24 protein-coding genes are annotated in these 21432 nt (G+C 59.1%); 9 read left to right on the forward strand and 15 right to left on the reverse strand.

Going from position 1 to position 21432, the window contains the following annotated elements:
- Nucleotides 1-15 precede the first annotated feature (15 nt).
- From LC531_RS20935 to LC531_RS20950, 4 genes are all read left to right on the forward strand, one after another.
- Nucleotides 16-2157 carry an FUSC family membrane protein gene (locus LC531_RS20935; RefSeq protein WP_223653767.1) on the forward strand — a complete coding sequence of 714 codons (2142 nt, stop codon included), beginning with the start codon at nt 16-18 and terminating at the stop codon, nt 2155-2157.
- 175 nt (nt 2158-2332) lie between these two features.
- The gene (locus LC531_RS20940; protein WP_223653769.1) at nt 2333-2911 is read left to right on the forward strand and encodes a DUF4386 family protein; all 579 of its coding nucleotides are present in this window, start codon (nt 2333-2335) and stop codon (nt 2909-2911) included.
- 3 nt (nt 2912-2914) lie between these two features.
- Nucleotides 2915-3376, forward strand: a complete 462-nt coding sequence (locus LC531_RS20945; protein ID WP_223653771.1) for a DUF6326 family protein — start codon at nt 2915-2917, stop codon at nt 3374-3376.
- Between the two features lie 60 nt (nt 3377-3436).
- Nucleotides 3437-4720: an MFS transporter gene (locus LC531_RS20950; protein WP_223653773.1), complete on the forward strand. Its 1284-nt coding sequence runs from the start codon at nt 3437-3439 to the stop codon at nt 4718-4720.
- 92 nt (nt 4721-4812) lie between these two features.
- Here LC531_RS20950 and LC531_RS20955 read toward each other — a convergent pair whose 3' ends face one another.
- Nucleotides 4813-4992, reverse strand: coding sequence for a hypothetical protein (locus tag LC531_RS20955; RefSeq protein WP_223653775.1), 180 nt, complete (start codon nt 4990-4992; stop codon nt 4813-4815).
- 153 nt (nt 4993-5145) lie between these two features.
- Here LC531_RS20955 and LC531_RS20960 point away from each other — a divergent pair, with 153 nt between their 5' ends.
- The 4 genes from LC531_RS20960 to LC531_RS20975 all read left to right on the forward strand — a co-directional run bounded on the left by LC531_RS20960 (nt 5146) and on the right by LC531_RS20975 (nt 7642).
- Nucleotides 5146-5406, forward strand: coding sequence for a hypothetical protein (locus LC531_RS20960; protein ID WP_223653777.1), 261 nt, complete (start codon nt 5146-5148; stop codon nt 5404-5406).
- A gap of 32 nt (nt 5407-5438) precedes the next feature.
- Nucleotides 5439-6176 (forward strand): hypothetical protein, encoded by a 738-nt coding sequence (locus tag LC531_RS20965; protein WP_223653779.1) that lies wholly within the window; start codon nt 5439-5441, stop codon nt 6174-6176.
- A gap of 21 nt (nt 6177-6197) precedes the next feature.
- Nucleotides 6198-6932 (forward strand): SHOCT domain-containing protein, encoded by a 735-nt coding sequence (locus LC531_RS20970; RefSeq protein WP_223653781.1) that lies wholly within the window; start codon nt 6198-6200, stop codon nt 6930-6932.
- Nucleotides 6933-7015: 83 nt separating this feature from the next.
- Complete coding sequence (locus LC531_RS20975) at nt 7016-7642, forward strand: DUF6624 domain-containing protein (protein WP_223653783.1); 627 nt, start codon at nt 7016-7018, stop codon at nt 7640-7642.
- 88 nt (nt 7643-7730) lie between these two features.
- Here LC531_RS20975 and tsf read toward each other — a convergent pair whose 3' ends face one another.
- From tsf to recA, 9 genes are all read right to left on the reverse strand, one after another.
- Nucleotides 7731-8567, reverse strand: a complete 837-nt coding sequence (gene tsf, locus LC531_RS20980; RefSeq protein ID WP_223653784.1) for a translation elongation factor Ts — start codon at nt 8565-8567, stop codon at nt 7731-7733.
- 161 nt (nt 8568-8728) lie between these two features.
- Nucleotides 8729-9502, reverse strand: coding sequence for a 30S ribosomal protein S2 (gene rpsB, locus LC531_RS20985; protein ID WP_223653787.1), 774 nt, complete (start codon nt 9500-9502; stop codon nt 8729-8731).
- A gap of 21 nt (nt 9503-9523) precedes the next feature.
- Nucleotides 9524-9910, reverse strand: a complete 387-nt coding sequence (gene rpsI / locus LC531_RS20990; protein WP_068340624.1) for a 30S ribosomal protein S9 — start codon at nt 9908-9910, stop codon at nt 9524-9526.
- An 84-nt stretch (nt 9911-9994) separates the two neighbouring features.
- A complete protein-coding gene (gene rplM / locus LC531_RS20995) occupies nt 9995-10447 on the reverse strand; it encodes a 50S ribosomal protein L13 (protein ID WP_223653788.1) in 453 nt (150 codons plus the stop codon).
- 243 nt (nt 10448-10690) lie between these two features.
- A complete protein-coding gene (locus LC531_RS21000; protein ID WP_223653789.1) occupies nt 10691-11404 on the reverse strand; it encodes an RluA family pseudouridine synthase in 714 nt (237 codons plus the stop codon).
- A 111-nt stretch (nt 11405-11515) separates the two neighbouring features.
- Nucleotides 11516-12604: a sensor histidine kinase gene (locus LC531_RS21005; RefSeq protein WP_223653790.1), complete on the reverse strand. Its 1089-nt coding sequence runs from the start codon at nt 12602-12604 to the stop codon at nt 11516-11518.
- Nucleotides 12605-12764: 160 nt separating this feature from the next.
- Nucleotides 12765-13463 carry a response regulator transcription factor gene (locus LC531_RS21010; RefSeq protein ID WP_223653791.1) on the reverse strand — a complete coding sequence of 233 codons (699 nt, stop codon included), beginning with the start codon at nt 13461-13463 and terminating at the stop codon, nt 12765-12767.
- Between the two features lie 88 nt (nt 13464-13551).
- The gene (locus LC531_RS21015) at nt 13552-14364 is read right to left on the reverse strand and encodes a DUF3108 domain-containing protein (protein ID WP_223653792.1); all 813 of its coding nucleotides are present in this window, start codon (nt 14362-14364) and stop codon (nt 13552-13554) included.
- Between the two features lie 167 nt (nt 14365-14531).
- Nucleotides 14532-15650, reverse strand: a complete 1119-nt coding sequence (recA, locus tag LC531_RS21020) for a recombinase RecA (protein WP_223653793.1) — start codon at nt 15648-15650, stop codon at nt 14532-14534.
- A gap of 393 nt (nt 15651-16043) precedes the next feature.
- Between recA and LC531_RS21025 the strand changes: the two genes are divergently transcribed.
- Entirely contained in the window at nt 16044-17072 is a 1029-nt protein-coding gene (locus LC531_RS21025; protein ID WP_223653794.1) for a hypothetical protein, read from the forward strand.
- Nucleotides 17073-17147: 75 nt separating this feature from the next.
- On the opposite strand, the gene LC531_RS21030 is transcribed toward LC531_RS21025, so the two are convergent.
- The 5 genes from LC531_RS21030 to LC531_RS21050 all read right to left on the reverse strand — a co-directional run bounded on the left by LC531_RS21030 (nt 17148) and on the right by LC531_RS21050 (nt 21338).
- Nucleotides 17148-17507, reverse strand: coding sequence for a DUF6799 domain-containing protein (locus tag LC531_RS21030; RefSeq protein ID WP_223653796.1), 360 nt, complete (start codon nt 17505-17507; stop codon nt 17148-17150).
- Between the two features lie 61 nt (nt 17508-17568).
- A complete protein-coding gene (locus tag LC531_RS21035) occupies nt 17569-18186 on the reverse strand; it encodes a GNAT family N-acetyltransferase (protein ID WP_223653798.1) in 618 nt (205 codons plus the stop codon).
- Nucleotides 18187-18399: 213 nt separating this feature from the next.
- On the reverse strand, nt 18400-18813 hold the full coding sequence (locus LC531_RS21040; RefSeq protein ID WP_223653800.1) for a hypothetical protein: 414 nt from the start codon (nt 18811-18813) through the stop codon (nt 18400-18402).
- Between the two features lie 94 nt (nt 18814-18907).
- The gene (locus tag LC531_RS21045; RefSeq protein WP_223653802.1) at nt 18908-19873 is read right to left on the reverse strand and encodes an AAA family ATPase; all 966 of its coding nucleotides are present in this window, start codon (nt 19871-19873) and stop codon (nt 18908-18910) included.
- A 73-nt stretch (nt 19874-19946) separates the two neighbouring features.
- On the reverse strand, nt 19947-21338 hold the full coding sequence (locus tag LC531_RS21050; protein ID WP_223653804.1) for a peptidylprolyl isomerase: 1392 nt from the start codon (nt 21336-21338) through the stop codon (nt 19947-19949).
- Between the last annotated feature and the right edge of the window lie 94 nt (nt 21339-21432).

Raw genomic sequence — 21432 nt, forward strand, 5'->3', positions numbered from 1 at the left:
TATTAATTCCTTCCCATGCGCCGCCGCCTGACGGATTTTTTCTTCAGCCAGCAGTTTTCGGATGGGCTGCGCACGACGCTGGCTGTGGCGTTGCCAGCGCTGGCGGGCCTGCAATTGGGGCAGCTGGATGCGGGCATCACGGCTGCCATTGGGGCGCTGTGCCTGAGCATTACCGACACGCCGGGGCCGTTGCGGCACCGGCGTAACGGACTGCTGGCGGCCCTGGGGCTGGTGTTTGCGGGGGCGCTGCTAGTGGGCGGGCTGGCTCCCCACCGCCTGGCGTTGGGCGTGGTCTTCACGGCCCTGAGCTTCGGGCTCACCATGCTGCTGGTGTGGGGCGCACGAGCCGGAGCGGTGGGCTCAGCTACGCTGTTAGGCATGGTGCTCACGCTGGCCCACCCGCCCGCCGATGGGCTTGCGGGCCTGCGGCACGCCGCGCTGCTGGCGCTGGGGGGCATCTGGTATTTGCTGCTGGTGCTGTTGCAGGGCCGGGTGCAGCCCTACCGGGTGGCGCAGCAGGCGCTGGGCGAATGCTTGCACGCTGTGGCGGGCTTTCTCCAGCGGAAGGCCGCATTTTACGAGGCGGGCACCGACCTGGACGACGACTACCGCCGCCTGGTGGCGCAGCAGGTGGTAGTGAATGAAAAGCAGGAGGCCGTGCGCGACCTGCTCTTCCGCACCCGCCAGATTGTGAGCGAAAGCACCAGCACCAGCCGCCGCCTGGTGCTCACCTTCACCGAAACGGTAGACCTCTACGAGCATATTGCGGCGGGCTACTACGACTACGCGGCCCTGCGCGCGGCCTTCGGCCACACGGGCGTGCTGGCTGACATGCAGGCCCTCCTTAGCCGCCTCGCCACCGACCTCGATTACCTAGGTAGCGCCATTTTGGCCAACCGCCCGACCGGCAGCCCGCCGCCCGACCGGCAGCCCGAGCTGGCGCGCCTGCAAGCTCGTCTCGCCGCCCTACCCCCCGACGTAGGCGCGAGCACCCTGGTCCTGAAGAAAATACTACTCAACCTGCGCGACGTGAGCCAGCGCGTGGGTAGCATCCGGCGCTATTTTGACGAGGCGCAGGCCGCCGCCCTACCCCCCGACCCCGGCCGGGCGGCCAGCCACGCGCAGTTCGTGGCGCGGCAGGAGCTGCAATGGCGGGCCTTCGGCCAAAACCTGACGCTGGGCTCGTCGGTGTTTCGGCACGCCGTGCGCATGGCCGTGGCTTGCGCCGTGGCCTTCGCGGTGGCCGAGCTGCTCTGGCACGGCGCGCACAACTACTGGATTCTGATGACGGTGACGTTCATGCTCAAGCCCGGCTTCAGCCTCACCCGTGAGCGCAATACGCAGCGCATTGCGGGCACGCTGCTGGGCGGCGCGCTGGGCGTGCTGGTGCTGTGGCTGGTGCCGGGCGGCAACGTGCGCTTCGGGCTGCTGCTGGGGTTTATGGTGGTAGCCTATTCGTTTCAGCGCACCAAGTACCTGGTTACGGTGGTGTTCCTCACGGCCTACTTACTCATTCTATTTAGCTTTTTAGGGCTGGGTTATTTAGGCGTAATGGAGGAGCGCCTCACCGATACGGTGCTCGGCTGCGCCATCGCGCTGGCTACGGCCTATCTGCTGTTTCCGCGCTGGGAGGGCGAGCAGCTACCCGACTTACTAGCCGCCACCCTGCGTGCCAACCTGGCCTACCTGCGCCAGCTGGCCGAGCGCCTGGCTGGCCGCGAGGTGCTGCCCACTACCTACCGCCTGCTGCGCAAAGATGTGTACGTGGCCTCGGCCAATCTGGCGGCGGCCTTTCAGCGGATGCTCTCGGAGCCGCGTCGCACTCGCCGCCGCCCCACTGAAGTGCACCAATTTGTGGTATTAAACCACATTTTGTCTTCCAATATCTCAGCCATCACTACCGGCTGGGAAGAAGCCGGCCCCGCCGCCGCCCTACCCCCCGCCAGCCGCCGCGCCCTAGTGCGCGCCGAGGCCGCCCTCAGCCGCAGCCTGACTCGCCTCACCACCACCGCGCCGGCCCCTACCCCCCCGCCGCCGCCCGATGCTGCCGAAGCCCCCGCTGCCCCCGAAGCCGCCGGCCCGCTGGCCGAGCAGCTGGATTTTCTGCAAAAAGTAAGCGCCGACCTGAGCCGCGTGACGGCGGCGCTGGCGGCGTAAGCTAGGTGCGTCGGCGTTTTCTCTTCTGTCACTTTTTCCGGTTATCAGGCAACCCTTTGGCTTGGTCGCACAGCTGGCGCGCTATCCGGGCTGCGGCTGTGCGCCTCTCGTGCCGGGTAGGGTTTCGTTTTCATGCTGAGCCCGTTAGTATCTTCAACGCTTTTGCTCGTAGCCCATGCCCTCGCCTCGCTTCCTGACCGCAACCGCCCGGCTGGCGGGCTGGTGCTACCTGGTCACCATAGTGGCGGGCATGGCGGGGGCGCTGGTTGCCGCCCCGCGCCTCAGTACTCTGGCTACCCTGCTTTCGCTGGTTTTCTACGCGGGCGTAACGCTGTTCATGTACCGCCTCTTTGTGGCGGCCGGCCCTGTGCTGGCCCGGCTGGCGGCAGTTATTAGCCTCGTGGGGTGCGGGGTCGGCGTGTTGCAGGAGCTGGAACTGCCGGCCGGCCCCGTGAAGAGCCTGGTCTTCTTTGGTATTTATTGCCTGCTGACGAGCTGCCTCATCTGGCGCTCCGGGCTGCTGCCGCGCTGGCTAGGGGCGCTGCTGGTGCTCACCGGGTTGGGCTGGCTAAGCTTTCTCTCGTCCCGGCTCGTGCATTTTATCGCGCCCTACCCAATGGTTTCCGGGCTGGTTGGGGAGGGCGCGCTGACGCTGTGGCTGCTGCTGGGCAAAGTGCCCGCCGCCGGGGCCGCCGGCCCTACCCCTGCCGCTGGCGAAACCCGTGTCAGCAACACCAAGCAGCTAATCCGCTAAAAGATGTCAGCCAAACCCGCCGCCCGCCGCCTTCGCCCGCTCATTGATGGGCCAGTGCCTACCCGTCTTAAGCTCGGAGCCCTGTGGGCTTCGGTGCTGTTTTTATATAGCTACGGGGATTATTTTGAGTTGTACGCGCCCGGTAAGCTGCGCGCCATGCTGGCCAGCCAAACGGCCCTGGGGCCGGTTTCTCAAAATGCCCTGCTGGGTATGGCGGCGCTCATGGCCATTCCGAGTCTTATGGTGGGGCTCACGCTGCTGCTGCCCGCCCGCCCAAACCAGTGGGCGAACATCGTGCTGGGCATTCTCTACACCGGTATTATGCTGCTGGCAATTCAGGACAGCTGGCCCTTCTACAAATTCTTCGGCGTGCTGGAAATGGCCCTAACCCTGCTCATCAGTTGGATTGCCTGGTCTTGGCCCATGCAGCCGGTTCCGCTGGCAATAACCAGCGCCGCCAAGTAAGCTCCACCTTAACAATCATTTGCTAAGGGCGCTTTCACTAGGCAACCCACCCGCCGCTTCTTGAAACATCTGGTACTCCGCGACAGCGCCCGGCTGCGCTACGCTACTTTTTTTTACCTGTACGTGATGCAGGGCATCCCGGCGGGCTTTGCCCTCACGGCAATGTACAACTACCTGATTGGCCACGGCTTGTCGGCGGCAGCGGTGGGCTCGTTCGCGGCTATCGTGGGGCTGCCCTGGACGTTTCAGTTCGTGTGGGGACCGCTCATTGATAAATACCAGTATTCCATTATCGGCCACCGCAAGCAGTGGGTGGTGCTCACGCAGCTGGTGGCCATGCTGGCCTCGCTCTCGCTGCTGCTGGTGCACGACCCCGTGCGGCAGCTGTCGCTGCTAGGGCTGGTGTTTTTCGTGCACAGCGTGTTCGCCTCCATCCAGGATGCCAGCGTAGATGCCATTGCTATCTCGCTGGTGCCGGTGGCCGAGCGCGGGCGGGTGAATGCCTTCATGCGGGGCGGTTTTTTGCTGGGGTCGGCGGCGGGCGGGGCGGGGCTGGCCTACGTGCTGGGCCACGGTGGCTTCGGGCGGGCGGCGCTCACGCAGTCGCTGGTGCTGCTGGCCTTTACGGTGCTCACGTTCTTCGTTAAGCTGGAGCGCACTGACCGTCTGCTGCCGCGCCTGGGCCACCACGACCGGCCCACCGCCGACGAGGAAAATCCATCGCTGGCCTGGCTCTTCAAGGAGCTGTGGCACAGCATTGTGGAAAAGCATAGCCTGCGCGCCTTCGGTATTATTTTCGGCAGCTACCTGGCTGGCTCGCTCTTCGCCAATGCGTATTCGTTTCACCTCATCCGCAACCTGCACTGGGCATATACCGAGGTGTCCATCCTGCAAGGAAGCTGGGGTAGCCTGGCTGCGTTTGTGGTGCTGCTAGGCGGCGGTGTGCTAGTGGACCGCCTGGGTACCAGCCGCTTGCAGCGCTGGGTGCTGATAGGTCTGGCGGGGTTTCTATTGCTGTTTTGCTGCCTGTCGCCGTTTTGGGTGCATAAAGCCCTCAGCTTTTCGGGATTGGTCGTGCTCAACCTAGCCGACCCGCTGCTGAGCGTGGCCGCCATGCCGCTGCTCATGGCCTATTGCCGCCCCAAAATCGAGGGCTCGCAGTTCACGACCTACATGGCGCTGGTCAACCTCTGCACCGTGAGCGCGAGCTACCTCAACGGCTGGCTGCTCGAAATCACGACTGCGCCCATCATCGGCCTGGGCTGCGGCGGGCTGCTACTGGGGCTGCTGGCCGCCCTGCACCGCTACCGCCCCACGCCCGAACGAGCGCTGGCGGGGGCGTAAGTACGAAAGTCGGGTGCGAAACTTGCTTCCGCCCGTCGTTGAACAGTTCGCGGCGATTTTGCTTAATAACGAGCGGGGGCAAGCCCCGGACCCTACTCCTGCCGGCCCGCGCCGCCGGGCTTTTTGCCGCCGCCGTCCTGCTTATTAACAGTGGCCCAGGCGCGGGCTTCGGCCTCCTCCGCGGGCACGCCCAGCTTCTCGTAGCCTTCCTCAATGTGTTCGACCTGGCGCTTTTGTTTGTCGGTGTACTTCAATTTATCTCCCTGGGGCATAGTTGTGGAATGAAAAAAGGGTGGAAAAACGCCGGCCGCCGGCCGCGGGTAGTTCTGGCTTTTATACGCTGGGGCTTTAGCGCACGTTAACGTCGAGTTTAAGCTAATGGGATAGGGGCCGTACCTTCGGGCTTATCCCCTCACGCTGCCCTCATGCGCCACGTCGCCGATATTCCTTATCCCCAAGTTAAAATCACGTTGCTGGCCTGGAATGGCAAGTACCTGCTCAAGCTGGAGCAGGGCCCCCTCGAACAAACATACAAAGTGGCCGACTTGGATTTGAGCGGTAGCGCACCGCCCGATGTCGAGATTCGTCAGTTGCTGGATGACGAGTTTCTGGCCGCTGCCGTGGCCCGCTTCCAACTCATGCGCGACGACTTGCGCGCCGCCGCCGCCCGCCACGACCTACGCTGAGTTTCACTTCCCTACCCCTCTTCTTTCGCCCGATGCTAAAAACCTGCTTCTTCTTGCTGCTGAGCTTCTGGCCGGCTTTCGCTTTTGCCCAAACCGACCTTTACCTGATAAAAGATGGCCAGCTGCCCTACGCGGGCCGCACGCAATATAGCGTTAATGTGGTGGTGGAAGGTAAGGTGAGCGACACCCGCGACTTCTTTCAAAGCTTCATGAAGGACGCCTACCACGCTTCTTTCAGAAGCAGCCTGGTGAGCCTGCTAAACCTGAAAAATAATAGCAGCAACGGCTTATTGACTGCTAAGCAGGTGTCGGGCATCGGTATTTCGAGCCGGCCCGTGGACCTGTACGCCGCCTTCACCATGCTCACCGACTCTACGACGGAAGTGGCCATGTTTGGGGGTTTTGGGGAAAAGACGTTTATCTCGCCGGACCTCACCTCGTCGGAATACAAGAAGATGCGGGCGGTGCTGGAAAAGTACGCGCCCGCCGCCCGCACGTATTATTACCGCCGCCAGGTGGCCGAAGCGGAGGCCAAAGTAGCGGCCATCGACAAGGAAAAGGAAAAGCTGAATAAGGCCATGCAAACTACCCGCGATAACACGGCCGCCAACCTCAAACGCATCGAGGAGCTGCTGGGCCAAAACAAGACCAACGCCCAGAAACTGAGCCAGGATAGCACGCAGCTCGTGGGCAATGCCCAACTGCGCGAAGTGGGCCAGGCCGAAGTGGAACGTCGCCGCGAGCGCTTGTCGGGCGTAGAGAAGAAATAACCCACTCGCCCCGCCGCCGCCATGAGCCCATCCGATGCCCATTCGTCCCTCGCCGCCCTGCGCCAGCTCCAGGAGCTGCTGGACGCGGGCACCATTACCCCGCCCGAGTTTGAAGCGCTGAAGCGCCAGCTCATCTTCGGGGCCGAGCCGCCCGCGTCGCCCACCGCCATCCCTACCCCCCCCGCGCCGCCCGAAGCCGCCCTACCCTCCCCCGAGCCGGCCGCCCTGGCCGATGATGCACAGCTGCTGGCCGCGCTCAGCAGCCCCGCGCCCGACTGGCTGGCCGCCGCCGCGCCCAGCCTGCTGGCCTACGAGGATGCGCCTACCCCCCCGCCGTCCGCCGAGCGCCGCAACCCGCTCAATATTATCTTTATCGTGGGCGGTATTCTAGTGCTGTTCGGCCTCGTGGCCTACCTCACCCTGGAGCGCCAGCCGCCCAGCGAGCACCTGACCAGCGCCAGCCAGACCGCCGCTGATTCCACCGCCGTGGTGCCCGAAGTAGGCCCCCAGGCCGAGCAAATTACCCTACCCCCCACCGCTGCCCCCGAGACTGTGCGCGTGGCCCCGGTGGTGCGTGCGGTCGCGCCGGTAGTTCAAGCGCCCAGCGTAGCCGACTCGGTGGTGGCTGCGCCGGCCGTCGCGCCGGTTCGTCCGGCTCCGGCAGTTTCCGTTAAGTCGGCCGTTGCGCCCGCGCCGACAGTTAAGGCTGCGCCGGTTGCGGTGCCAGCTGCCGTTGATTCTGCTGGCCGGCCGTAGGTGAGCGTTTCAACAGACGCGAAGATGGGCGGATACAGGAGAAGGACTAACAATAATGAATCCCTAGTCTCTATCAACCTATCATGGAACAACTCTTCCCATTCCTCCTGGCGCTCAGCAGCGCATTTACAACTGCTGCTCAGACCCCGACAATACAATACCCTCGACTAAGTAAGACTTTAGATAGCCTAGCTTATGTGGACCAGTGGCCGATGCAGCAGATGTTTAAGCAGCTACCCGATAGTGTCGGTCGTAATCTGGAAGACGTAGAAAAGCGCAATTTTGCCAGTCACCAGCCGCTGCTGGAAAAGATTGTCAAACAGTACGGCTACCCTGGATTTAAGCAAGTCGGTAAGAAAAGCTCCGATAATTTCTGGCTCTTAGTACAGCACGCCGACGCATACCCTGAGTTTCAGCGCCAAGTGCTCAAACTAATGCGCGCTGAAGTAAAGCGCAAAAACGCCAACCCCATCTTCTATGCGTACTTAACTGACCGAGTGGCTGTCAATGCTAACCAGCCGGAAGAATACGGCACCCAAGTAAAATATGAGGGCCCTGGTCTCGGCAAAGCGGTTCCAAAGTCATTGCGAGACCCCCAAAACGTGAATAGGCGTCGTGCCGCAATTGGGATGGAGTCGCTGGAGAGCTATTTGGATAGCTCAACTAAGCTGCATATACAGATGAACACGCTACATCCTTCCACTAACTAAACGCCGAATTATCAATTATCCTCAATAGAAAACCCCGCTGGCAATACGCCAGCGGGGTTTTCTATTCTAAAGCAAACTAAATCAAAACCTACGACCCAATGGCCACGCGCTTGAACGACTCTACCGTCATGCCCTTCGACGTTTTGTCGAGCAATTGGGCGATGGTCATGGAGTTATCCTTCACGAATTCCTGGTTCAGCAGGGTGTTGTCCTTGTAGAACTTGTTGAGCTTGCCTTGGGCGATTTTCTCCAGCATGGCTTCGGGCTTGCCTTCGGCACGTGCCTGCTCCTTGCCGATTTCGATTTCGCGCTCCACGGTGCCGGCGTCCACGCCGTCTTTGTCCACGGCTACGGGCTTCATGGCCACGATTTGCATGGCTACGTCGCGGCCTACGGCGGCGGTGTCGGCCGTACCCACGTTCTTCAGGCCCACGAGCACACCCTTTTTGTTATCCGAGTGGATGTACGAAGCCACTTTCTCGGCGTGCAGGATGGCGTAGGTCAGGTCGAGCTTCTCGCCGATTTTGCCGGTCAGCTCCGTGATGTGCTCCTGCACCGTGCGGCCATCCGACTCCTTGGCGGCCAGCAGGTCCTCCTTGGTTTCGGCTTTGGTAGCCACGGCGGCGTACAGAATCTGCTGCACCAAATTGCGGAAGTCAGCCACTTTGGCTACCGACTCGGTTTCGCAAGCCAGGGCTACGAGGCGGCCGGTTTTGGCGTCGTCGCTCACGCTAACCATCACCAAGCCTTCCGATGTGGCGTTGTCGGCGCGCTTATCGGCAATTTTCTGGCCCTGCTTGCGCAAAATATCTCGGGCAGCTTCAAAGTCGCCGTCGGCTTCGGTCAGAGCTTTTTTGCAATCCATCATGCCCGCGCCAGTCATGGTGCGGAGCTTATTTACGTCTGCGGCGGTGATAGCGGCCATAGTAGTAGCGTGGACTCTGCGAGTCCGCGAGTTGGTGGGTGAAAAAAATCTTTTGCGTAACGCACGCGCGAACTCGCAGAGTCCACGCTACAAGTGAAAAAGGGAACGGCCAAGCACTTGCCCCGGCCGTTCCCTTTTTGCGTTAAGCTTTAAAAAGCGGCTTAGGCCTCGTTGTCAGCTTCGGTTTTCTCCGCGATGGCGGCCTCATCGGCCTCCTTGCGGTCAGCATCCTCTTTGTCCACCTTGCGCTCCGACAAGCCATCTTCGATAGCCTTGCCCATCACGCCCACGATGAGCTGAATAGACTTCGAGGCGTCATCGTTGGCCGGAATCGGGAATTGCACAAGGTCGGGATTCGAGTTGGTATCGCAGATGGCAAACACCGGGATGCCCAGCTTCTGCGCCTCTTTTACGGCAATATGCTCGCGCTTCACGTCCACCACGAATAAGGCGGCGGGTAAGCGGCTCAGTTCGGAGATGCCACCCATCACGCGCTCCAGCTTGTCGCGCTCACGCGACATCATCAGCTTCTCGCGCTTAGCCAGGGCGGCGTAGGCGGTGTTTTCTTTCACCATCTTGTCGATAGTGCTCATCTTCTTGAGGCTCTTGCGGATGGTGGCGAAGTTCGTCAGCATTCCACCCAGCCAGCGGTCGGTCACGTAAGGCATCTTGAGGCGCTGGGCCTCCGTCTGCACGATTTCCTGCGCCTGCTTCTTGGTGGCGACGAACATGACTTTGCGGCCGCTCTTCGCAATGTTGCGAATTGCATTGGCAGCGTAATCTAGCGAAGCCAGCGTCTTGTTGAGGTCAATGATATGGATGCCGTTCTTCTCCATGAAGATGTACGGTGCCATTTTCGGGTCCCACTTGCGCGTAAGGTGGCCAAAGTGGGCACCCGCGTCAAGCAGCTCTTTATAAGTGGTGTTCTGAGCCATGATACTACGACGATTAAACGATTAGCGCTTAGAGAACTGGAACGAACGGCGCGCCTTGCGCTTGCCGAACTTCTTCCGCTCCACCATGCGGGGGTCGCGGGTCATAAAGCCTTCCTTACGTAGGGCCGGCTTCACTTCCGCGTTGTCGCTGACAAGGGCTTTCGAGATAGCGAGGCGGATGGCCTCAGCCTGGCCAGCGATGCCGCCGCCACTCACGTTCACCTTAATGTCGTACTGGCCCACCTGCTCCAGGGTAGCCAGCGGCTGGTTCACGATGTTCTCCAACAGCTCGTTGGCGAAGTAGGACTTCATGTCCCGGTCATTGATAGTGATATTCCCTTGCCCGGCCTGCATGTAGATGCGGGCCACCGAGGTTTTTCTTCTACCAGAAGTGTTAGTAGTTGCCATTAGTGGTGAAATGCGGTAAGCTTCAGCTTGCCGTCGGTAAAAAATTAAAAATGCACGGCAAGTTAAAGTCTGCCGCACAGGTACTTACAAATTCTTGAGTTCGTAAGGCTGAGGCTGCTGCGCCTCGTGCGGGTGCTCGGTGCCAGCGTATACGTACATGTTGCGGTACTGAGCTGCGCCCAGGCGATTGCCTTGCAGCATGCCTTTTACGGCGTGCTCAATGGCTTTGCGCGAGTCGCGGTTCATCTGCTCACGCAGAGTGCGCTGCTTCTGCCCGCCGGGGTAGCCCGAGTGGCGGATGTACAGCTTCTCGTCCATTTTCTTGCCCGTTACGTGCAACTTGTCGGCATTGATAACAATCACGTTATCACCACAGTCGGAGTTGGGGGTGAATGAAGGCTTATGCTTGCCGCGCAGCAAGTTGGCGATTTGGCTGCACACGCGACCCAGCGGGGCCACGCTGGCGTCTACGATGACCCAGTTTTTCTGGGCGTTGGCCTTGTTGACGTGGGTCGTCTTGAAGCTCAGGTGGTCCATGAGGAATGGTAAAAATTACCGGCTAAACAATTGACAATAACCCCCAACCCGTTCGGGGTTGGGGAAAAACGGACACAAAGGTACTATTTTTTTGACGTAATACCAAGCGCGATTACAGATATTGGCCGATTGAGTAAAGTACCCACCAAATCAATGCTAAGATTCCATAGATGAGAAACATCATCGGAATGCTTTTTATTCTATCCTTGGAACGCTGCCAAAACCCCCTAATTCTGTTTAAGCCTACTGGTACTGCCGCAAAGTCTCCACCAGTACCCGGAAATCCTTGGGGTAGGGAGCATCTATGCGAATGGCCGCGCCATCGAGGCCCGTAAAGCCTAACTCTTTGGCGTGCAGCGCAAAACGCTTGATGAAAGGTTGCTCGGTTTCCCCCTCTTTGAGATTGAATTTCTTCTTGAGCGAGGACAGGAAGAAGTCCTCGCCGCCGTAGAGAGTGTCGCCAATGATGGGCGTCTGCACATAGGCTAGGTGCAGGCGAATCTGGTGCATCCGGCCGGTCACGGGCTCGGCCTGCACGAGGGCGTGGCGGGCGTAGGTTTCGAGGGTCGTAAAGCGCGTTTCGGCCGGCTTGCCCTTGAAGGCCAGGCGGGCTTTGCCGCTCTTGGTGGTTTCAATATTGCGCTCTACCACAAACTGTTCCAGCGGCGGCGCGCCCCAAGTTACGGCGTGGTACACCTTATTTATCTCGCGGTTCTCGAACTGCATCGAGATGTGGCGGTAGGCTTCGGGGTGCTTGGCCAGCACCAGCGCGCCGCTGGTGTCGCGGTCGAGGCGGTGGCCTACCTGGGCATCGTCGGCGTACTCGCGGGCCAGGCGCAGCAGGCTGGGAGCCACGCCAATGCGCTCGTCGAGGGTAGCCAAAAAAGGTGGCTTGTTGACAACGATATAATCGTCGTTCTCAAACAGAATCAGGTCTTGGAATTTGGGAGGCTTCATGCGGGGCACGAAGGTACGAGGGGGGTAGGGAGTATAAGGTAAGCTTCCGCTTGCCGAATGGGAGGTGCGGCAAGCGGAAGCTTACCCTCGCCTCTCCCGGTAAGCGGAAGCTTACCGCACGTGCTCATGGCCTTTCAATTCTTTAGGCTTGGCTAACTTGAATTCCAGCGTCGTACCCTCGTTCAGCACGCTCTTAATATGGATAGCCGACTTGTGGGCCTCTACAATGTGCTTGCTAATGGCCAGGCCCAGGCCCGAGCCGCCCGCTGAGCGCGAGCGGCTCTTATCGACGCGGTAGAAGCGCTCGAAAATGCGCGCCTGGTGCTCGGGCGCAATGCCGGGGCCGTCGTCGCGCACGGCCACGCGCACGCCATTGCGACCCGGCGTGAGCGACACAATCACGTGGCCATCGCGTTCACGGCCATACTTTATTGCGTTGTCAATCAAATTGATAAGTACCTGCCGAATGCGGTTGCGGTCGGCGATGACGGGTAGGGCACGCTCGGCCAGGTGCGGCGGAAATAGCTCCAGCGTGGTGCCGCGCCGCTGGGCCTGCTGCTCCAGCAGCTCAAACAGCTCGTGCACCAGGGCCACGAGGTCGAAACGCTGGCGGCGCATTCGAATGACGCCTTTTTCGAGCTGCGAAATCGTTACCAGGTCCTGCACCAGCGCATCTAGCGCGTCGAGGCTGGCGGCCGCGCGCTGCAAAAACCGGCGGCGGGTAGCGGGCTCCATGCCATTTGCCGGGTCGGCCTCCTCCGCGTCCAGAATAGTGTGTACGAAGCCTTGAGCAGCAAAAAGCGGCGTTTTCAACTCATGCGACACGTCGGCCAGAAACTCGCGGCGCAGGGCTTGCAGGCGCATCAGCTCGTCCAGCTCCTGCTGGCGGCGCTCGGCCATCTGCACTATCTCATCGCCGATGCGCTGAAGTGGTTCGGGCCTGAATAAAAACTTGTTGCTCAGCTTTTTAAATTCCTTGCGCTTGATGTGCTCCAAGCGCGAGTAAAGGCCGTTTATTTCCCGGAAGATGAGCGCCTCGAACGCCAAATACACCAGTAAAAAGCAGGCCGCCACCGTGATGCCCGCCACCAGAAACGCTTGGTGCGTGGGCAGGGTAAGCACCACGTAGGCAAATGTGGTGAGCACCCCCGCCACCAGCAGCGCGATGAGAACGGCGATGGTGCGGGAAGAGAGGTTCATGGGAAAAACGCGCAATACCAGGTCAATGAGCAACAAAAGAACGTCATGCTGAGCTTGCCGAAGCATCTCTGCCGCGTAAGTAATCCCAGCGTCTGAGATTAGCTACGCGGTAGAGATGCTTCAACAAGCTCAGCATGACGACTCTGTTTGTCGGAGAAGCTTAATCGGCATTAAACTTATAGCCTACCCCCTTGATGGTCTGGATGTGGTGGTCGCCCACCTTTTCCCGCACCTTGCGCACGTGCACATCCACGGTGCGGGCCAGCACGAACACGTCGTTGCCCCAGATATTCTGTAATAGCTCGTCGCGGCTGAACACCTTGTGCGGCGCGGCGGCCAGAAAGGCCAGCAACTCAAACTCCTTCTTGGGCAGCGTGATTTTACGACCTTCCTGGTACACGGCAAAGGCCGTGCGGTCGATGCGCAGGCCATTGATGTCGATGGCTACTACCCCCGCGTGGGGGTCCTGGTCGCGGCGCACTACGGCCGCTAGCCGGCTCAGCAATGCTCTGGGCTTAATGGGCTTAGCCAGAAAATCATCGGCCCCGGCCTCGAACGCAGCCACTTCGGAAAACTCCTCAGCGCGGGCCGTGAGAAAGAGAATGTAGGTGTCCTTGAACTTAGGCTGCTCGCGCAGCAGGCGGCAGGTAGCGATGCCGTCGAGATGGGGCATCATCACGTCGAGCAGGATAATGTCGGGGTTGAATTCCTGCGCTACGGTCAGGGCCTGACGGCCGTCGCCGGCCGAGGCAGTGGCGTAGCCTTCCTTCTTGAGGTTGAATTCCAACAACTCCACGATGTCGGGGTCGTCGTCCACTACCAGAATTTTGTAAGGAGCAGCTTTGGCGGGAGTGGCCACGGCGGGTAGGGCGAAAGGAATGCGAGCTTCCGCCCCGCAAAATTACCCCAACCGGCGCGGCGGCTATGTTACGTTTATGTGACGTGAATTAGCGCGCCACGTTCAGCCGGCTTTTTAGTCCATCGTATTTGTACATATCTATTTTGATGGCACCCACGAACAACTCGGCCTGAAACAAAACCGGAATCTTATTGCGGTCGTCCGATAAATACACCTTAATGGCTTCCTCGCCGCGAAAAATGCGATTATTCGGCAGTTTGGGCACCAGCTTGAGCACGTGAATGGAGCCGGCTTTGGTGCTCACTATCTCGCGGCCTTTGAAGATAATTTCCAGGGTAGAAGCTGATTCGTCGAAAAAGCTACCCACCCGGATGACCTCGCCCGGCTTCATGTGGTCGTAGTTGAGCGTGCGCAGGTAGTAGAAGCCGCTCACCAGCTCCTGCACGTTGGTGGGCACCTTGAACGTGTAGCGAATGGGCTCTTTGGTGTGGGTTTGCAGCACGTTCACCACATTGTGGGTTTGGTCGAAGTCCACCACTTCCTTCTTGCGGTAGCTGCTTTCCTCGATGTCGCGGGTAGAGCGCAGGGGTAGAATGCTGGCCGTGTCGATGTAGGCGCGCCACTGGTCGCGCACGTGCAGGAAAAAGTCGAACGAACCGATGGTGCGGCCGCTCACGGTGGCTTTGTAGCAGGGGCGGTCGGCCACGCGCTCCAGGCTGCCGGCAGTTTCCACCGTGGCCTCGCCCGCATTGATAACGCCATAGTGCACCTTGTAGCGGATGGTTTCGCCGGCCTGGAAGCTCGCGTTGGGCCACATCCGTACCGGCTCGGCCGTGGTGGCCTGTTGCGTCCAGGCGGCGCACAGCAGCAGCAACGGAACCAGAAGCCAGCAACGAAACATAGGGGTAGGAAACACGAAAAGCTAATCGCCGCGGTACAAACGCAGTGCCAGCGCGCAAAAGTACGGAGCCGCCTACCCCCTCGGCACTAACTGAAGCCTACAAAAAAAGTCCCGCTGCCAAGTAGCAGCGGGACTTTTGGCGGGGGTAGGGACCACCCACCCAATTGCTATAGCGTGTCGTCGCCGTCTTCGGGGCCGCTCATATCCACGGGAATAATGTCGGTATCACCCTTGGCCATCGCGCGGATTTTAGCCTCGATGGTATCCGCCAGCTCGGGGTTATCGAGTAGCAGGGTTTTCACGGCCTCACGGCCCTGACCGATTTTATTGCCATCGTAGCTGAACCACGAGCCCGACTTGCCAATGATGCCCATGTCCACGCCCAGGTCCACGATTTCGCCGACTTTGGAAATTCCCTGGCCATAAATGATGTCAAACTCGACCACTTTAAAAGGCGGCGCAACTTTATTTTTCACCACTTTCACCTTGGTGCGGTTACCAGTCACGTTATCCTTATCCTCCTTAATCTGCCCGATGCGGCGGATATCCAGGCGCACCGAGGCGTAGAATTTCAGGGCGTTACCGCCGGTCGTGGTTTCGGGCGAGCCGAACATCACACCGATTTTCTCGCGCAGCTGGTTGATGAAGATGCACAGGCAGTTGGTCTTATTAATGGTGCCGGTAAGCTTGCGCAGGGCCTGGCTCATCAGGCGGGCGTGCAGGCCCACTTTCGAGTCGCCCATGTCGCCTTCCAGCTCGCCTTTCGGCACCAGGGCCGCCACCGAGTCGATGACGATAATATCAATCGCGCCGGAGGAAATGAGCTGGTCGGCGATTTCGAGGGCCTGCTCGCCGTTGTCGGGTTGCGCGATGAGCAGGTTGTCCACGTCAATGCCCAGCTTCTTGGCGTAGGTGGGGTCGAAGGCGTGCTCGGCATCAATGAAAGCGGCGGTGCCGCCGGCTTTCTGCGCCTCCGCGATGGCGTGCATCGTCAGGGTCGTCTTACCGCTTGACTCGGGGCCGTAAATCTCGACCACGCGGCCGCGGGGCAGGCCGCCAATGCCCAGGGCAATATCGAGCGAGAGCGAGCCCGTGCTGATGGATGGCACGTCGTTCACCTTCTGGTCCGAGAGCTTCATCACGGTACCTTTGCCGAAGGCTTTATCCAGCTTCTCCATCGTCAATGCGAGGGCCTTGGCCTTCTCGGTGGCGGTGCTGGAGGGACCAGTTTTGTCAGCTTTCTCGACCGTTTCTGTTTTTTCGGCTTTTTTGGTTGCTAAGGCCATGAAGGAGGGGGGAGGAAAAGAAACTTAAAGTTCGTAAAACTACGGTATTTTGGTTTGCTACCGATTAGCAGCGTAGCAGGGGGGTAGGGCCCGCTACCGTTCTGTTTTAGGTGGCCATTTCTAACGCAGCAGCCTTCGGTTTTGTGCCGGACAAGGCGCAAATTTATGAGGAAATTTCTAAAATTTTTAGTTAGCGTTGGTGCTGTGTTATTTATGGCTCTGCCAGGCTGGGCACAGTTAAACAATTCAGCCTTTACATCTTCACAGCCCGGATATCAAAGGGTATTTTATTATCCAATTGATGGTTCGGAAGAAGTATTTAAACGAAATCAAGCCCGAACAGATTCTATTCATTCAACGGATAGTGTTCAGACAAGCCGTCAAGCTGGCGACTTGCGCATTTCCCTCAACGCCTTCACATTCTTCAAGGACAACGAGTATTTCAACGATATTGTCGAAGGCTACACGCTGTTTGGTACGCAGCTGAATCCGCAGCTCGTGTACTACCCCACTAAAGACCTGCGGCTCGAAGCCGGCGTTTTCCTCTGGAAAGACTTCGGCAACCCGCAGCTGCGGCAGGTGCGGCCCACCTTCCGCGCCACCTGGACGCAGGGCAGCAGCCAGTTTATTTTCGGCAACATCAAAGCCAATCTAAACCACGGCTACATCGAGCCGCTCTTTGATTTTGAAAGCGTGATGCTAAAGCCGTTGGAGGAAGGCTTGCAGTACCGGCTCAACACCAGGCGCGTGTTTCTGGATGCGTGGGTAGACTGGCTGAAACAGGAATACCCAGGCGTAAATTACCAGGAACAGATTGCCGGCGGCCTCAGCAGCAGCTTCCGCGTGAGCGGCGACAACAGCCCGGTGGATATCTCGATTCCCTTTCAGTTTACGGCCCGGCACCACGGCGGGCAGATTGATACCCTGCACCTGCCGGTGCAAACGCTCTTCAACTACGCCAGTGGGGTAGTGGCCCGGCTGCCGTTGCACAGTTCGGTTTTTCAGGCCGTGCGGCTCAATGCCTACGGAGTTTCCTTCAGCGACCACTCGGGGCTGTTTCTGCTGCCTTTTAGCAGCGGCAATGCCCTGTATCTCAACGGCACCCTCGAAACCCGCTACGCCGACCTGATGCTCAGCTACTGGCGCGGGCACGACTTCTACGCGCCGTTTGGCGGGTCATACTACCAGTCGATAGCCTCGCGCTACGGCACGCCCGGCTTTACGGATGGCGAGCGCCGCCTGCTTTTCGTGCGCCTGCTGCGCGATTTTCGCATCTCCGATGCGGCGGCCGTAACGGTGCGCGTGGAGCCGGTTTATGACTTCAACAAGAAATTGCTTGACTACTCGTTCGGCGTCTACCTCAATTTCCGGCAGGACTGGCTGCTTGGCAACCTGGCCCGCCGGGTGAGGGTAGGGCAGTAGATTAATAAGTAGGGGGTAGTGAGTAGTATCGTTCTGATATCGAACGACACTACTCACTACCCCCTACTTATTAACTTACATGCTGCCCATCATCTTGCCTTTTTTGCCTTTCATTTTCAGGTCTTTCACCTGGCCGTCCATCATCACACACTGGCCATCGTGCAGCATCATAGTCTGGCCGTTGGCCATCGCAACGTTACCGTCGGCCATTACTTTGGTGCCATTATTCATGGTCATGGTCTCGGTCATAGCCATTTTCTTGCCGTCTTGCATGCGCATCATTTTGCCACCGGTCATCATGGCGCAATCTTCCATCCCTTTACTGAGCATACGCTTGTCTTTGGTGGGCATGTGGCCCTCTTCCTTGGCTACGGGCGTTTGGGCGTGGGCCAGCGTGAGGGTGCCGGCCAGGGCCAGGGCAGGGGCAATTTTCAAAAACGGGTTCATATAGAATGAGCTTAACGTGAAGAATAACAAGGCGTTATTCCATTCATTCTTAACGAATTCGCGGTGGTGGCGTTGTGCTAGCCGGCTCGGCATCGGTGGCCTGGCGCACGAAGTGCAGAATAACTGGTTCGGCCCGCCGCAGGCCAAACCGCCGCCAGGCCAGGTTTTGCAGCGGCCCCGGCGCTTGCGTCCGAAAGCCCAGCGCCTGCGCCACGGCCTGGCCGCGCAGGTTGTCGGCAAAGCAGCGGATAAGCAGCCGCCGCGCTTGCACCGGCCCGAAGCCAAAGCCCACCATAGCCGCCAGTGCCTCGCGGGCGTAGCCCTGGCCCTCAGCCTCAGCAGCCAGGTAGTAGCCGATTTCTGCCTGCGCCTGCCGTTGTGGCATCAGGCAGATGTCGCCAATATATTGCTGCGTTTCGCGCTGCCAGATGCCCAGCACGTAGAAGCGCCCGATGCGCCAGTCCTCGGCAAAATCGGCAATCTGGGCGGGCGCGTCGGCGAGGGTCGGCACGGCCTGCAGGCGGTCGGGAAACGAGTCGCGCAGGCGTACCCGGCTCTTGTTTAGCACCGCAAAAAACTCCGTCGCGTCGGCCGGCTGGTAGGGGCGCAGCAATAGGCGCGGCGTTTCCAGCAGTTCGGGCACGGGTGGGGGGGTAGGGATAGGCATCGCAAAAAAAGACCCGCCAACAACCCGTCCGGCAGCGAGCACCAGCCAGGTGAGTTATTCAGCTTGTACGCTTACGAAACAGACTACAAGGTAAAGTAAGCCACTGCAACGAACGGCGCGCAAAAAGGTCGCCCAAAAGAGCGACCTTTTTTGGTCACAGCGCGTCCAGTACCGTCCACAAAACCCCTTACAAATCCGCGCTAATTAGTGGTCTTAGGCGTATTGGCGGGGACTGCCCAGCGCCTGCTGAGTACGCATTACGTTCACCTGCCGGGCCGCCTCGTTGAAATACTCCAGCCCGCGAATGAGCATTTCCTTGACAAAAACACGGCCTTCCGGCGTGCGCATAATGGACTTTTTATCGGCCAGCACGCGCTGCATGGCAGCCAGTGTCTGGTCCTCGTGCTTCATAAACTGCTGCTGAAACTCGGCCAGCCGGGCCACGCCGGTAGCAGTCAGCCGGAAGTGCTCGCCGGCTCCCTGATTTAGCACCTCGCACAGCACGTATACCTCGATGGGCAGGCTGGTTTCGAGGGCCGTAGTGCGCAGGTCGAGGCCGGCGGCCAGCGCGTCGAGAATAATGCGCACGTTGCGCTCAAATTGCTGGTAGTAGGCTTGGGCTTCCAACTTTGCTGAGTTAAGAGTTAGAAGTTAAGAGTTAAGAGTTAGGAGTTAAGTATTTGTGTAGAAAATGCTTAACTCCTAACTTCTAACTCTTAACTCAAAGTAGTTCTTTGATAATCTGCTCTACTGTGACACCTTCGGCTTCGGCTTTGAAATTGCGCACGATGCGGTGGCGCAGAATGGGCAAAGCTACGGCGCGTACGTCCTCAATGTCGGGCGAGTACTTGCCGGTGAGTAGAGCGTTGCACTTGGCCGCTACGATAAGGTATTGGCTGGCGCGCGGGCCCGCTCCCCATTCTAATAATTGCTTGGCACGCGGGGTAGCGCGGTCGCCCTTGGGGCGGGTCTTGTGCACCAGACTCACGGCGTATTCTACTACATTATCGGCTACCGGCACGCGGCGCACCAGCGACTGGTAAGCTTGAATATCAGCCGAATGCAGCAGCTTATCCACGCTCAGCTTGCGGTCGGAAGTCGTGTTTTTCACAATGTTCAGCTCTTCTTCGTAGCTGGGGTAGCCCAACTCGATATTGAACATAAAGCGGTCGAGCTGCGCTTCGGGCAGGGGGTAGGTACCTTCCTGCTCAATTGGGTTTTGGGTGGCCAGCACAAAAAACGGGCGCGCCAGCGGGTAGCGCTGCCCGGCCACCGTCACAGCGTATTCCTGCATGCTTTCGAGCAGGGCCGCCTGGGTTTTGGGCGGCGTCCGGTTGATTTCGTCGGCCAGAATAATATTGGCGAAAATTGGCCCTTTCACAAACTGAAACTCACGCTGCTGCGTCAGCGTCTCCGAGCCCACAATGTCGCTGGGCATCAAATCGGGCGTGAACTGGATGCGGTTGAAGCTCAAATCTAGGGAGTCGGCGATGGTCTGGACGAGCAGCGTTTTGGCCAAGCCGGGCACGCCCACGAGCAGGCAGTGGCCCTGCGCAAACACGGCCGTGAGCACGAGCCGCACCACCTCATCCTGCCCCACGATGACCTTGCCAATTTCCTGCCGCAGCTGCTGGTAAGCGCGGGCCAGCGAGTCGGCCGCTTCTTTGTCGTTTTGAAAGGAAGCCATTAGAAATTAAAAGTACACTAACAAAGGAAAAGAACGCCATGCGCAGCATGACGTTCTTTTTTAATGGCTTTCATTACTGTGCGCTGGCGGTCAACACCTTGCATTCGGCATACTCAGGGGCTACCTCCAGGTACACAGTGCTACGGTTTTTCTCGTACCACTCGTCCAGAGCCCGGTTTTTTTTCTGGGCAATGGCTGCCTGCGATATCTTCTGGTAGTCATCGAGCAGGTTGGCCTGGTGGGGCGGCGTGTTACTCTTGAGGTAGAGAATGCGCATAGCCTCCTTGCCATCGTCGGTGCGGTAGGGTAGGGGCGGCGTGATGTGGCCCACCTTCATCGTATCAATGATGAAGAAAATGGCCGGGTCAAGCTTATCGAGGGGCAGCTTCGAGCCGCCATCCTGGCGGTTGGCGAGCAGACCGCCATTGGCTGCCGATATTTTATCGGTGCTGAAATCTTTGGCGGCTTTAGCAAATGAGATGCTATCCTTCAGAATCTGGGTGCGGATGCGGGTGAGCTTAATAGCGGCCACGCTGGCATCGGCCGTGCCGGTAGCAGGCTTCAGCAAAATGTGACGCGTCGAATACGCATCACCTTTACGCTCAATAAATTGGATAAGATGAAAGCCGAACTGCGACTCCACCACCGGTGAGAGCTGACCGGGCTCCAGCTTGCGTGAGGCGGCCTCATACTCGGGCACCAGCTCGCCTTTTTTGAAGAAGCCGAGATAGCCGCCCTGCGCCCCCGAGCCAGGGTCCTGCGAGTATTTCTTAGCCAGTTCCTCAAAGCTTTCGCCCGCCAGCACCCGCGCCCGAATGTCGTTGAGCTGCGCGATAGCCGCCTGCTTGGCTGCGTCATTGACCTGGGCCGGAATTACAATCTGTCCAACCTCAACCTCGGTCGAAAAGTAGGGAATACTGTCTTTGGGTACCTTATCGAAGTACTCTTTCACCTCGCGGGGCGTCACGGCTACCTTGCCCACAATCTGCTCCTGCATTTTTTGCTGCACCAACTGGTCGCGGACTTGCGGGCGCAGGTCCTCCTTAAGAGCGCGCACGGGCTTATTATACAGCGCTTCCAGCTTTTTTTCTGAGCCCACCTGCTGCACGAAATAATTCATGCGTCGGTCTAGCTCGCCGCTCACCTGCACATCGGTCACGGTCACGGAGTCGAGGTCGGCGCGCGCCAACATTAACTTGTTGAGCACCAGACTTTGCAAAATCTTGCAGCGTAAATCGGGGGGTAGGGGCTTGCCCTGAGCGCGCGTCTGTTCCTGGGCCATCAGGCCCTCAATGTCGGAGCGCAAAATAATTTGGTTATCCACCTTCACGGCAATACCATCCAGAATCTGCTGGCCGCGGGGGCGGCTCACGCCAAGCTGGGCATAGCTAACCTGCGGCAGCGCCAGCGCGCCAGTCAGGATAAGCAGGGAATAGGCGGTCAGCCGTTGAAAAATACGTTGCATAGAGTACGGAGTCACAAAACGGCCCAGAGGTTGCCGCCGCTATAAAAGGTTTTATCGGGTTCTGGTTCCTTATTTATTGACTTAAAGTAACTGT

The organism is Hymenobacter psoromatis, from assembly GCF_020012125.1.
GTDB lineage: Bacteria > Bacteroidota > Bacteroidia > Cytophagales > Hymenobacteraceae > Hymenobacter > Hymenobacter psoromatis.